Below are 13242 nucleotides of genomic sequence, written 5' to 3'. Positions count from 1 at the left end.
TTGCACCATCAACGCGATGCAGCCCTGCGAAGGTCCGGCAAGGGTTCAATCTAACCAATTCGTGATCTACATTGCGCGCCATGGACGACCACGCCGACCAGGTTCGAAAGCCCCGCGCCGACGCCGTGCGCAACCGCGAGCGCGTGCTCGAGGCCGCGAAGGCCGTGTTCAGCGCCGGAGGTCCCGAGGCCAGCCTGGAAGCCGTCGCAAGGCGCGCCGGCGTCGGCATCGGCACGCTCTATCGGCATTTTCCGACGCGCGAGGATCTGTTCGAGGCGGTGTACCGGCGCGAGGTCGAGCAGCTCAGCGAGCTGGCCGAGCAATTGAAGAACGCCAAGGACCCGGTCGACGCGCTCAGGCGCTGGCTGCGGTCCAACGTCGAATTCGTCGCCACCAAGAAAGGCATGTCGGCCGCGCTGGCGCTGACATTCCAGAGCTCGTCGGAGCTCGCCGCGTTCTCGATGGACCGGCTGACCAAGGCGATCGGCTCGCTGCTCGACCGCGCCGTCGCGGCCGGCCAGATGCGCGGCGACATCAGCCCGGAGGACCTGCTCAGGGCCTTGATCGGGATGTGCTACATGCACGACCAGCCCGGCTGGCAATCCTCGGTGCTGCGCATGCTCGACGTGTTCGTCGACGGCTTGCGCGTGCAGTCTGGGGCCAAGGCACGCGTCGCCAAGCCCGCGAAGCCGACCGCAAAGCGGAGGCGATAAAGATCATCCCGTCAGGATGGGCTTCAGCGCGTCGCGCTGCAGCACGATGAACTCGAAGAACGCCGCGATCCGCGGCACGCGCCTGAGATCGGGATGCGTCAGGATACGCCAATTCCGGGTCAATTCCGGGATAGGCCCGAGCACGCGTACGAGGTCGGGCTCGGCGTCCCCAAGCGCAATCGGAAGCGGCCCGATGCCGACCCCTGACTTGATCGCGGAGACAAGACCAAGCACGCTGTTGATGCGCGCAGACATCCGGGCATCCGGCGCAACCTCCTTCAACCATTTGACGGCACGGTGATGGGCCAGGGATTCGTCCAGGCCGACCAGCAGATGCCCCGCGAGATCCTCGATGTGCTGGGGCTTGCCGTGCCGTTCGAGATAGTCGCGGCTGGCGTACACCGCCCAGATCGACTCGGCGATCTTGCGCCCCACCAATTCATCATCGGTATCGCCCGAGCGGAAGGCCACGTCGACCTCGCCCTTGGACAGATCGAGATAGCGATCGCTCATCACGAACTCGACCCGAAGCGAGGAATGCTGCGCGTGAAAAACGTCGATCAGGCCAGATTGGATCAGCCGGGCAACGATCGGCTCCGGACAGGTCACGCGGATCACACCTTTCATGTCCTGCTCAACGTCGTTGGCGCGCCGCGCGAAGTCGCCGATAGTGGCTTCGACGCGCTCGGCATATGGCAACATCGCATGGCCAAACTCGGTCAGGCGGTAACCGGTCTGCTGACGCGCCACCAGTGCCCGACCGAGCCGCCGTTCGAGTTCGTCGAGCCGGCGATGCACGGTCGACTGGCTGATGCCGAGGGCCTTGCCGGCGGCAATCGTGCTGCCGTGGCGCGCGACCGCCAGGAAATATTTGAGATCGTTCCAGTCGAACATGGAGAGATTATGCACTTCTGCGGCCGCCCCCCGCAATGTTGCGGCTCCCGGGCCTGAACGACCGCCCCTAGGCTGCCGCACATTCGCGATCCGCAATGGAGCCTGAACATGCGCCCTCGCCTCGTCCTCAGCACCGCAATCGTGATGGGCTGGACCACCGCAGCCGTCGCTCAAGGCCACGATGCGCATGGCGTCGCCAAACCAAACCTGGTGCTGCAACAAGCGGTTGACGGGCTGCCGAAGGATGAGAAGCAATCGGTGCGGGTGATGACCGCATCGTTCAAGCCGGGCGACAAGACCGTCTATCACACCCACCGTTTCCCGGTGACCGTGTACGTGCTCGAAGGCGCCTTCACCCTGGAGCTGGCCGGCAAACCGCCGCTCACGGTCAGGGCGGGCGAGGCCCTGGTCGAACCGCCCAACGTACCAATGACCGGCTACAACCGCACAGACGGGGAGACCAGGGTCGTCATCTTCTATGTCAGCGCGGTCGATACGCCCTTCCTGGACCCGCTTGCGCCCTGAGGGAGCCTAGGTCGCGAAACCCGGTCCCGCTTTCGCCGCGCTCATCCGCGAGCGGATCAGCAGCAGCACGACGATGCTGATGTTGAGCGCGTTCCAGGCCACGCCGTTGGCGAACGCCGCGCCGTAGGAGCCGGTGGCGTCGAAGATCACGCCCGACACCCAGCCGCCGAAGGACATGCCGAACACCGAGGCGAAGATCACGATGCCGACGCGCGTCGCCGCCTCGCTCGCCGGCATCGCCTCGCGCACGATGATGGCATAGCTCGGCACGATGCCGCCCTGGAACAGGCCGAACATCGCGGAGATGAGATAGAGCGAGGCGAGGCTGTCGAAGAACAGATAGAACACCAACGCAAAGCCCTGCGCCAGCGATCCCACCAGCAGCGTGCGGATGCCGCCGATCTTGTCGGCGAGATAGCCGGAGCCGATCCGGCTGATGATGCCGCAGCCCATCATCAAGGACAGCATCTCCGCGCCGCGCGCCACGCCGTAGCCGAGATCGCCGCAATAGGCGACGATGTGCACCTGCGGCATCGCCATGGCGACGCAGCAGGAGATGCTGGCGATCGAGAGCAGCACGGTCAGCGTGTTGGTCGACAGCTTGAGATCGACGCGGGGCGGCGGCGCATTGGCATGGTCGCGGACATGGTCGTCGCCCATCTGCGCGCGCAGGACGAGGACCAGAAGCGCCATCGTGCTGGCACAGACGATGCCGATGCCGATATGGGTGTAGCGCCAGCCGATCGTCTCGGTGCCCCAGCTCACGATCGGCGGCCACATCGCTCCCGCGACGTAATTGCCGCTGGCGACGATGGTCACGGCAAGGCCGCGATAGCGCTCGAACCAATGCGAGGCTTCCGCCATCAGCGGCGCGAAGGTCGCCGACGTGCCGAGGCCGATCAGGAAATAGGCGGCGACGAACTGCCAGAGCTGCGTCGACAGGCCCGCGAGCAGGTTGGCGATGCCGAGAAAGGCAATGCTGATGGCCATCGCGAGCACGATGCCGAACCGGTCGGTGATCTTGCCGGCGATCACCCCGCCGAGCCCGAAGCCAAACATCATCATCGTGAAGGCGAGCGACACGGCACCGCGCGTCGCCCCGAATTCGGCCTGGACCACGGGAATCACGACCACGACCGCCCACATGCCGACGGCGCCGATCGAGCCGATGACGAGCGCAAGGACGAGGCGCACCCAGGCCTGACGGGAGTCAGGGGTGAAGGAGGCCGGTCTCTGTCCTGGATGATTTGGCGCGAGCACGGCCGGAACATGTTCGCTGGGCGCTTGATGGTCAAGCATCGTGGCGCGATATTGGGCATGCGCTGTGCACTGCGGTAACAAGGTGCTTGGCGGCCGCCGCTTTTGCGATTAGCTTGCAATCAGCGCAGGCACCATCGCCGCGTGGGAACCTGACGACGCATGTTGCTGCGATTGAGACGATCGGTGCGGATCAAGGTGGGGCGCCTCATTGCCCTCGCCTATCTGTTCTGCGTGCTCGCGCCGGCAGCAAGCCTCGCCTGGAGCAACGGCCCGGCGCCCTGCCTCGATGAGGCCGTGCCGGCGCATCATCAGATGCCTGCCGGCCACGGGCATGACGCCAGCTCGCATCAGCACGCCGGAGCGCACGCGCATCACCAGACCGCCGAACGGGATGCGCCGGCGCAGCATCACCACGGCGACCAGGGCACGGTCGGCCCCTGCTGCGCAATGATGTGCGTGAGCGCATTGCCGGCCGATCTGCCCAGCGTCGCCATGCCGCTTCTGCCTGTCACCGACTGTGCGCCGGAGATCGTGGCCGGCCTGCACAGCGCGGCGCCGCCCCTGCACTACCGCCCTCCCATCGCCTGATCCGACACGACGATTTCGGGCCGTTGCGCGCTCTTTCGCGCGCGCGAGCCTGTGGTCTTTCAGATCAGGGATGAATCATGCTGACGCTTTCCGGGGCGGAGTCCGCCGCAACATCTGCGGTGCGTGGACGACACTTTCGATTCTATTGGCCGTTGCTGGCTTTGGTTGCGCTGGCGCTGTCCGGCTGCATGCCGGCCACCACGCAGGTCGCGGCCGCCGATCCGGCCGATCCGGCGGCGAAGGTCGCGCCGGTCGGCTATCGGTCGACCATCGCGCCCTACACCAGCCTGCGGCCAGCGACGCCGGTGCCATGGCGGGGCCGCAACGACGCGGTGACGCCGCAGCCGAAGCTGGACCGGTAGGAGCGCGCCATGACATCCCATCTTGCGCAAGGCCTGCTCGTCCTCACCGCGTTCAGCGTCTCCGGCTGCGCCGCGTTCTCGCCCGACAGCGGCATGAGCGCCGTCTCCGAGCTGACCAGCCGGGCCATCAACAAGGACGTCGCCTTCGTGCGAACGACTGAGGGCGCCGGCGCGGTCGAGGCGCGCGTTCACCAATTGCTGGCGCGCACGCTGAGCGTCGAGAGCGCGGTGCAGATCGCGCTGCTCAACAACAAGGGACTGCAAGCCGCCTATAACGAGCTGGCGTTGGCCGAGACCGACCTGGTCGAGCAGAGCCTGCCGCCCAATCCCGTGTTCGCGGTCTCGCGCATCACGGGCAATGGCGCCGGCGAGATCGAGCGCCAGGTGGTCGGCGACATCCTCGCGCTCGCCACCCTGCCGTTCCGCTCCGACATCGCCCGCGAGCATTTTCGTCAGGCCCAGTTGCGCGCGGCGCTGGCAACGCTGCGGCTCGCAGCCGACGTCCGCCGCGCCTATTGGCGCGCCGTTGCCGGCAACGAGATGGTGGCGCTGCTGACCGACGCCAAGGCGACGGCGGAATCGACCGCACAGCTTGCCGTCAAGCTCGGCGAGACCGGCTCCCTCAACAAGCTCGACCAGGCGCGCGAGCAGGTGTTTTACGCCGAGACCACCGCCGACCTCGCCACCGCACGGCAGATGGCAGCGAGCTCGCGCGAGAGACTGGCACGCCTGCTGGGGCTGTGGGACGGCGGCCTCGACTTCCGCCTGCCGAACGCGTTGCCGCCGCTGCCGCGCCGCCCGCTGACCCTGCCTTCGATCGAGACCGACGCGGTCGCCCATCGCATCGACCTGCAGATCGCGCGGCTGGAGCTGGTGGCACTGGCCAAGGCCTTGAACCTCACCGAGGCGACGCGCTTCGTGACCCTGCTCGACCTCGCCGGCATCGCCCGCCGCACGCAGGATCCGGAAGGGCCGTCTTTCCGCGAACGCGGCTTCGACGTCCAGTTCCAGATCCCGATCTTCGACGGCGGCGAGGTGCGGGTGCGGCAGGCGGCGGAGACCTACAATCTCGCCTTCAACCGCCTGACCGAGCGCGCCGTCAACGTGCGCTCGGAAGCGCGCGATGCTTATCGGACTTACCGATCCACCTACGACATCGCCAGCCACTACCAGCGCGAGATCATCCCCTTGCGCAAGATCATCACCGAGGAGATGCAACTGCGCTTCTCCAGCATGCAGGTCGACATCTTCGCGCTGCTGACCGAGGCGCGGCAGCGCCTTGCTTCGCTGCGCGGCGCGATCGACGCCAGGCAGCGCTTCTTTCTCGCCCAGGCCGACTTGCAGACCGCCGTCAACGGCGGCGGCGTGCCGGCCGCAGGAGGCGACAATCCAACCGCCATCGCCGCGGCAGCGCCTGCCGCCGGCGGCGGCCACTGACACGGAGACCGAGATGTTTTCGCGCCGAGGATTTTTGGGGACCGCCGCGCTCGTGGGCGCATCGGCTATTCAGGGCCGCGTCCAGGCCGCGTCGATTCCGGAAGCCCCGCACATGGACAAGGTGGTGATGCAGCCGCCGCTCCATCCCGCCAGCGGACCCGACTATCGCCCCGTGGTGACGCTGAACGGCTGGTCGCTGCCGTTCCGCATGAACGGCGACTGGAAGGAATTCCATCTCGTCGCCGAGCCCGTGGTGCGCGAGTTCGCCGAGGGCATGAAGGTGAATCTGTGGGGCTATAACGGCCAGTCGCCCGGACCGACGATCGAGGCGGTCGAGGGCGACAAGCTCCGCATCTTCGTCACCAACCGCTTGCCCGAATACACCAGTGTGCACTGGCACGGCATGATCATTCCGAGCGGCATGGACGGCGTCGGCGGGCTGACCCAGCCGCACATCCAGCCGGGCAAGACCTTCGTCTACGAGTTCGAGATGAAGAAAAGCGGAACCTTCATGTACCACCCGCATTCCGACGAGATGGTGCAGATGGCAATGGGCATGATGGGCATGGTCGTCGTGCATCCGCGCGACCAGAGCTTCCGACCGGTCGACCGCGACTTCGTCTTCGTGATGAGCACCTATCGCGTCGATCCCGGCACCTATCTGCCCCATGTCAACGAGATGACCGACTTCAACATGTGGACCTGGAATGCGCGGGTGTTTCCCGGCATCGATCCCTTGCCGGTCAGACTCGGCGACAAGGTGCGCGTGCGCATCGGCAATCTCAGCATGACCAACCATCCGATCCATCTGCACGGCCACAGCTTCGCGGTGACCTGCACCGACGGCGGCTGGATTCCGGAGAGCGCGCAATATCCGGAGACGACGACCGACGTGCCGGTCGGCGCCGTCAGGGTGTTCGACGTGCTCGCCGACAATCCCGGCGACTGGGCATTCCACTGTCACAAGTCGCATCACACCATGAACGCGATGGGGCACGACGTGCGCAACCTGATCGGCGTGTCGCGCAAGGATCTCGCCAAGGCCGTCGGCAAGCTCGCGCCCGACGGCATGGCGATGGGCTCGACCGGCATGGCGATGGGCAACATGGAGATGCCGACGCCGGACAACACGCTGCCGATGATGACCGGCACCGGCCAGTTCGGCCCGATCGAGATGGGCGGCATGTTCACGGTGATGAAGATCCGCGAGGACCTCGCGCGCGACGATTATCGCGATCCCGGTCCGTACAAATTCCCGCAAGGCACCGTCGCTTACGAGGTGGCCGCACCCGCCCCGGAGCCGGCGCGGCAGAAATCCGGCAGCCCGCCGATGAAGCACAAGATGTGAGCGTTTCGATGAACCATCAACTGGAGTTGACCATGAAGACGATCAAGCTCGGCCTCGCGCTGATTGCGCTGTCGACCGCGCCGGCCCTTGCGCACGACAAGCACTCTCACGCGACCTTTTCGGCAGGCGAGCCCGGCGATCCCAAGAAGCCGGCGCGCACCATCGAGATCCTGCTCAACGAGATGGACTACACGCCTGCGAAAATCGAGGTCAAGCGCGGCGAGCAGATCCGCTTCGTGCTGCGCAATGTCGGCAAGGAGGACCACGAATTCCTGCTCGCCACGACCAAGGAGAACCTCGCGCATGCGGAGCAGATGAAGAAGCATCCGCACATGGAGCACGACGAGCCCAATGCGGCACGGCTTGCACCAAAGAAGACGACCGAGATCCTCTGGAAGTTCAGCAAGCCCGGCACCTTCGAATATTCGTGCCTCATTCCCGACCACCGCGAGTACGGCATGGTCGGCCAGGTCACCGTGAAGTAAAGCGAAAGGAGATCCACATGAACCGCATCATCGGTATCACTGCCGCGCTGGCGCTGACCGTCGGCCTTGCGACTGCAACCCTCGCCGCCGAGGGCGCCTCGATCAGCGGCGAGGTCAAGAAGATCGACGAGGGCGCCGGCAAGATCACGCTCAAGCACGGTCCGGCAAAGAGCCTCGGCATGGAGGACCCCATGACCATGGTCTATCGCGTCAAGGATCCCGCCATGCTCAAGCAGGTGAAGGTCGGCGACAAGGTGACCTTCGAGGCCGAGGAGGCGGCCTCGGGGTACACGGTGACCAAGATGCAGAAGGCGAAATAGGCGCGGCCTCTCTGATCCGTCATTCCGGGGCGCGCCCCTTGGCGCGAGCCCGGAATCCATTTCTCCACAACGCCTGCGGCCCGATGGATTCCGGGTTCGATGCTCCGCATCGCCCCGGAATGACCACATTGGCCCCACTTCCCACCCTCCGTTAACCCTTTGCTAACCATACACCCGGCAAGAATTGCCGGGTGAAGTCGAGTGTCGTCGGCCGCGTAGAACGGGAGGAACCCCGTGGACGCCAGTGCGGTGCCTCACTTTCGGAACGGCGGCCCATCGGCCGCCGCGCAGACGTTTGGGGCGCGCGGACGGCAGTCGCGCGGGGAGGCAGCTACCATGGTCGACGTCACCGCAGGACAGGGCGTAGGCAGCACGAGGCCCTCGATCCCCTCCCTCAACGACATCGTCACCGTCCTCAAGCGCGGCGACATCGCGCTGGCGCTCGGCGTTCTCACCATCCTGGTGGTGCTGATCCTGCCGCTGCCTGCGATCGTGCTGGACGTGTTCCTGGCGATCTCGATCACGCTCTCGATCCTGATCCTGATGACCTCGCTGTTCATCCAGACGCCGCTGGAATTCTCGTCCTTCCCGACCGTCCTCCTGATCTCGACCATGCTGCGCCTGTCGCTCAACATGGCCTCGACCCGCCTGATCCTGTCGCACGGGCACGAGGGCACGGCCGCCGCCGGTCACGTCATCGAAGCGTTCGGCAACTTCGTGATGGGCGGCAATTTCGTCATCGGCATCATCGTCTTCGCCATCCTGATCATCGTCAATTTCGTCGTCATCACCAAGGGTTCGGGCCGTATCGCCGAAGTCGCCGCGCGCTTCCACCTCGACGCCATGCCCGGCAAGCAGATGGCGATCGACGCCGACCTCGGAGCCGGCCTGATCGACGAGAAGGTCGCCAAGGAGCGCCGCAAGGAGCTGGAGGACGAGAGCGGCTTCTTCGGCGCCATGGACGGCGCCTCCAAATTCGTCCGGGGCGATGCCATCGCCGGCCTCCTGGTCGTCTTCATCAACGTCGTCGGCGGCATTATCATCGGCGTGGCCCAGCAGGGCATGTCGTTCGCCGACGCCGGGCGCACCTACACACTCCTGACCGTCGGCGACGGCCTCGTCACCCAGGTGCCGGCGCTGATCGTCTCGACCGCGGCCGGCCTGCTCGTCTCCAAGGCCGGCGTCTCCGGCGCCGCCGACAAGGCGCTGATGAAGCAGTTCTCCGGCTATCCGCAGGCGCTGGCGATGTCCTCGGCGGTGATGCTGGTTCTGGCGGCGCTGCCGGGCATTCCGACCCTGCCCTTCCTGGCGCTCGGCGCCGGCGCCGGCGCGCTGGCCTGGAACGCCCGCAACCGCAACCGGGCGACGGCCAAGATCGAAGCCGCCGCTCACGCCGCGCCCGCTCCGGGTGCGCCGGGTGCGCCGGGCGCCGCCGCGGCAGACGAGCCGATCTCGGCCGCGCTCAAGATCGACGACCTCAAGATCGAGCTCGGCTATGCCCTGCTGCCGCTGGTCAACGGCCCCGACGGCACCGACCGCCTCACCGAGCAGATCAAGGCGCTGCGCCGCTCGCTCGCGATCGAGATGGGTTTCGTGATGCCGGCGGTCCGCATCCTCGACAACGTCCAGCTCGAGGCCAACACCTACATCATCAAGATCAAGGAGGTCGACGCCGGTACCGGCAAGATCTGGCCGAACCAGTTCATGGTCATGGATCCCGGCGGCAGCCAGGTGCAGGTGCCCGGCATCCACACCACCGAGCCGACCTTCGGCCTACCCGCGACCTGGGTCGATGCCAGCCTCAAGGAGGAGGCCTCGCTCAAGGGCTACACCGTGGTCGACGCCGCGACCGTGCTCTCCACCCACCTCACCGAGCTGCTCAAGGCCAACATGTCGGACCTGCTCTCCTATGGCGAGGTGCAGAAGCTGCTCAAGGAGCTGCCGAAGGAGCAGAGCGAGCTGGTCAAGGACATCGTGCCGGGACAGGTCACGGTCTCCGGCATCCAGCGCGTGCTGCAATTGCTGCTCGCCGAGCGGATCTCGATCCGCGACCTCTCCACCATCCTCGAAGGCATCGCGGACTCGCTGGCCTTCTCGCGCAATCCCGCGACCATGGTCGAGCATGTCCGGGCGCGCCTGGCGCGGCAGATCTGCGCCCAGAACACCTCCTACGCCGGCTATCTGCCGCTGATCGCGCTGTCGGCGAAATGGGAGCAGGCCTTTGCCGAATCCATCATCGGCCAGGGCGAGGAACGCAGTCTTGCGATGCAGCCCTCGAAGCTGTCGGAATTCATGACCGCCGTGCGCGAAGCCTTCGAGCGTGCCGCGCGCGAGGGTGAGGCGCCGGTGCTGGTCACCTCTGCGGCCATTCGCCCCTTCGTCCGGTCCCTGGTGGAGCGGTTCCGGGCCCAGACCACCGTGCTGTCGCAGGCTGAAATCCACCCCAGGGCGAGGTTGAAAACGGTCGGAAGCGTCTGATTTGTCTTAAGAAGCCGTGTGTTTTTCGGCACAGGCAAATGGTTTTTGAGTTCCCGGCGCCTTGTCGACCAGCTGTCGAAAAGGCGCCTGACCGGCACATTACAGCTTTGAAATAATTGTAAAAATTAACGATCAGGGATCGCTTTCACTCGCGATTTCTCACGTCCTGTCACGCTCTTGTGATGGCCTCTTGGGAACGAATCCCCCCAATACTAGGTTGTTGGGCACCGAAAGCATGAACCTGCCCAAATACGCAGGCGACTACTTCGGGTAGATGGCGGCAGGAGCCTTCCATGAACCACTCGATTTACAGCGCAGATCGCTCGACCCACTTGAAGATCGTGGTCGTTGCCCTCGTTGCCGGCATCGCCGTTGCGGGCCTCGGCATTACTGCGCGCGCGACGAGCTCGGACGAAGGCCTCACCCAGACCGCACGCGTCATGAAGGCCGGCAAGCCGGTCACCATCACCAGCGCGAACACGTCGCTCGTTCGCTAAGGAGAACATGAGTTTCAGGAATTCACGCGGCTCTTTATCAGCCCCCCAAAGTCGCCACGTGGATATGTAGACGACCCCAACCCCAAGTCGACTACAGAAAGCGCCCGCCCCCCACGGGCGCTTTCTCATGTCTGGGGTATGCTGCATCGGTGCCCCCATCGAATTCGTGTGGTTGACGACAATTGCCACTCTCGTGTCCCGGACGCGCTGCAACGCGCGAGCGTTGCGGCGCTGAGCCGGGACCCAGCAGGCCGCGCGGCATGCTGATAAATGGGCCCCGGCTCTGCAGCGCATCACTTCGTGCTGCGCAGCGTCCGGGGCACGAGACTTTTGTTGAACGATATACATGGCTAATCATTCTCGCGGCTCATCGCGCCCGAGCTTTGCCCATCAACTCACCCTCGATTGAAAGAGGGCGCAGGGAAGACCGGGTGCCGACCGGGCACCCACGGTCCACTGTGCGAAAGGTGGCAACAAGAATCTGCACAGCGGCATACAGGTGGAGCCAGACATCCGGCCTTCCCTGCGCAGTGGGCTTACGGCTTATGTCGCGCTCTCCCCGGGGAGCGATGCACTATTGCCCCCGTCGCCGTGCAGATGACTGATGCGCGGGCCCGGTCGGGCCGCCGCATCACCACAAGACTTGGCGCACAGACCCCGGGCGCCAGGACCACACGATTTTGCCGTACGCAGATCGCATCTGTCGTTGGCGCGAGGTCTTCGCTCACGGTCGCCCGCCCTGCAAAGCTTTTCGCGCCGATGTGACCCACGTCCACCGCCGCCCGACCCGCGTTCGTGACGATCGCGATACGCCCCTCTTCCTTGGGCCGGGTTGCGCGACACATACGTCATTTCCGAAATTCGGTAAAGTGGAATATTTTCGCCGGCGCGGATTGACCGAGGGCTTGTGTGTTTTGCCGTCGGGCAACACAAGAGCGTGTAGCTGGACCAATCCGCTGTTGGAGTGAATTATGGGCTTGCCGCCGCCGCAGCGGCAGTCGCCACATACTTCGTGTAGAACTCGGCGACCCGGCCGCGCCACATGCCGACGAACGCTTCCGACGTCACGTTGTCGACCGATTTCCAGGTGCGCTTGAAGGCCGGAAGTGCATTGCCCCAGATCGCGCGTTTGCACCACCTCTCACCCTTCTCCTTGCCTTCGCTGCTGGCGCACATTGATTTCCAGGCGAGGCGAGCGGGCTTGCTGATGTGCTCGGCGGCGCCTTCCCAGCCCTGCTGATGGATCAGGTAGAGATCGCTCATGTCCGGCTTGCGGCGCGTGATCCACTCGAACTGGACGCCCTCGGTGATGATCTTGTAGGCGGCCGCAACGGCGTTATCCCGTGGACTGCGAATCTGCCCGAAGCCGAACTTCCCGAACTCATAGTGGCTCAGCTGGAACAGCCCGATATACGACCCGGTGCGTTGATTGGGGTTGAAACCGGATTCGATCTTGGCAACCGCCATCATGAAATTGAAATCGAGACCAAACGCGTCGGAAGCGCGCTTGATCTCTTCGGCCGGCGTTCCCACCGGAATGTCCTTGAATGCACGCAAGACGATCTCCGCCGGCTTTTCGGCGGGCGGCAGTTCGGACCAGACGTAGTAGACCAGATAACGGAAATCCCGCACCGACGCCGCTTTCGGAGCATCGCTGGATGCATCGCGCTCTGGCGGCAGCGGTTGGATGATATCCTGTCCCAACGACGCCAATTTTGGCGCGACGGGTTCATTGACGATCTCGGCTTCGGGGCTCAGCGGCCCGGAGCCTGCTGACGTCACCGAGCCAAGCTCTGCTCTTTCTGACAGAAGCGCAGCCGCCAGCCTGGCGGATGCCTCTGCGTACAAGGCTGGCGTCACGACGTTCGCGGGAGCCGCCATGCTCGCTGCGGCCTGCGGCATGACATCCGGGATTGTCGCCGCCGGTCTGTTACCGGCAGCCAGATAAATGCCGACGGATGCGATAACAGCCACAATGCAGCTGGTCTGCCAGACCTTCATTGCCCGAAGTCCACGGATGGCTTCTGTACGAAGGCTGTTTGCATGTCCCTGCGGCCCATGGGCGAGTATTCGTAGAATCTTAAGGTTTAAATGTGGTGAAGGAGAGCAGGCCTCTGCCTCGCAGCAATCCAGAATCCTTCCGCGGAGACGGTCCGGATCGCTTCGTCGCTTCGCGCCTCGCAATGACGGAGCGTGTGGCGACAGCGCGCGTCTCTCGCGTGTCCCGGACGCGGTGCGGCACGCAGTGACGCTCCGCAGAGCCGGGACCCAGGGGGCGGCGGGACTCGCTGATGAATGGGCCCCGGCTCTGCAGCGCATCACTTCGTGCTGCGCT

13 protein-coding genes are annotated in these 13242 nt (G+C 65.1%); 10 read left to right on the top strand and 3 right to left on the bottom strand.

All coding sequences use genetic code 11. The features are described from left to right. The first annotated feature begins 80 nt into the window (after window positions 1-80). A complete protein-coding gene (locus K410_RS0109370) occupies window positions 81-713 on the top strand; it encodes a TetR/AcrR family transcriptional regulator (RefSeq protein WP_028134602.1) in 633 nt (210 codons plus the stop codon). 3 nt (window positions 714-716) lie between these two features. Here the strand turns inward: K410_RS0109370 and K410_RS36660 are convergent, their stop codons facing one another. After that, window positions 717-1622 carry a LysR family transcriptional regulator gene (locus K410_RS36660; RefSeq protein ID WP_196236003.1) on the bottom strand — a complete coding sequence of 302 codons (906 nt, stop codon included), beginning with the start codon at window positions 1620-1622 and terminating at the stop codon, window positions 717-719. 93 nt (window positions 1623-1715) lie between these two features. Here K410_RS36660 and K410_RS36655 point away from each other — a divergent pair, with 93 nt between their 5' ends. Further along, window positions 1716-2132 (top strand): cupin domain-containing protein, encoded by a 417-nt coding sequence (locus tag K410_RS36655; protein ID WP_049819977.1) that lies wholly within the window; start codon window positions 1716-1718, stop codon window positions 2130-2132. A gap of 6 nt (window positions 2133-2138) precedes the next feature. Here K410_RS36655 and K410_RS0109355 read toward each other — a convergent pair whose 3' ends face one another. Then, window positions 2139-3326, bottom strand: a complete 1188-nt coding sequence (locus K410_RS0109355; RefSeq protein WP_245269346.1) for an MFS transporter — start codon at window positions 3324-3326, stop codon at window positions 2139-2141. Between the two features lie 225 nt (window positions 3327-3551). Here K410_RS0109355 and K410_RS0109350 point away from each other — a divergent pair, with 225 nt between their 5' ends. From K410_RS0109350 to K410_RS0109315, 8 genes are all read left to right on the top strand, one after another. Continuing rightward, entirely contained in the window at window positions 3552-3980 is a 429-nt protein-coding gene (locus tag K410_RS0109350; protein ID WP_028134600.1) for a hypothetical protein, read from the top strand. Between the two features lie 77 nt (window positions 3981-4057). Beyond that, on the top strand, window positions 4058-4342 hold the full coding sequence (locus K410_RS0109345; protein WP_028134599.1) for a hypothetical protein: 285 nt from the start codon (window positions 4058-4060) through the stop codon (window positions 4340-4342). Window positions 4343-4351: 9 nt separating this feature from the next. Continuing rightward, window positions 4352-5779 (top strand): TolC family protein, encoded by a 1428-nt coding sequence (locus K410_RS0109340; RefSeq protein WP_028134598.1) that lies wholly within the window; start codon window positions 4352-4354, stop codon window positions 5777-5779. A gap of 13 nt (window positions 5780-5792) precedes the next feature. Then, window positions 5793-7127, top strand: a complete 1335-nt coding sequence (locus K410_RS0109335) for a copper oxidase (protein ID WP_028134597.1) — start codon at window positions 5793-5795, stop codon at window positions 7125-7127. A gap of 8 nt (window positions 7128-7135) precedes the next feature. Then, the gene (locus K410_RS0109330; RefSeq protein WP_373569385.1) at window positions 7136-7612 is read left to right on the top strand and encodes a cupredoxin domain-containing protein; all 477 of its coding nucleotides are present in this window, start codon (window positions 7136-7138) and stop codon (window positions 7610-7612) included. A 17-nt stretch (window positions 7613-7629) separates the two neighbouring features. After that, complete coding sequence (locus tag K410_RS0109325) at window positions 7630-7932, top strand: copper-binding protein (RefSeq protein ID WP_028134595.1); 303 nt, start codon at window positions 7630-7632, stop codon at window positions 7930-7932. 336 nt (window positions 7933-8268) lie between these two features. Beyond that, a complete protein-coding gene (gene flhA / locus K410_RS0109320; protein WP_028134594.1) occupies window positions 8269-10410 on the top strand; it encodes a flagellar biosynthesis protein FlhA in 2142 nt (713 codons plus the stop codon). Between the two features lie 293 nt (window positions 10411-10703). After that, window positions 10704-10907, top strand: a complete 204-nt coding sequence (locus K410_RS0109315; RefSeq protein ID WP_024341740.1) for a hypothetical protein — start codon at window positions 10704-10706, stop codon at window positions 10905-10907. A gap of 969 nt (window positions 10908-11876) precedes the next feature. On the opposite strand, the gene K410_RS0109310 is transcribed toward K410_RS0109315, so the two are convergent. Beyond that, complete coding sequence (locus tag K410_RS0109310) at window positions 11877-12908, bottom strand: lysozyme family protein (RefSeq protein WP_028134593.1); 1032 nt, start codon at window positions 12906-12908, stop codon at window positions 11877-11879. Window positions 12909-13242: the final 334 nt, after the last annotated feature.

Source organism: Bradyrhizobium sp. 22, from assembly GCF_000482425.1.
Lineage (GTDB): Bacteria > Pseudomonadota > Alphaproteobacteria > Rhizobiales > Xanthobacteraceae > Bradyrhizobium > Bradyrhizobium japonicum_B.
This window is presented reverse-complemented; position numbering and strand designations above follow the sequence as displayed.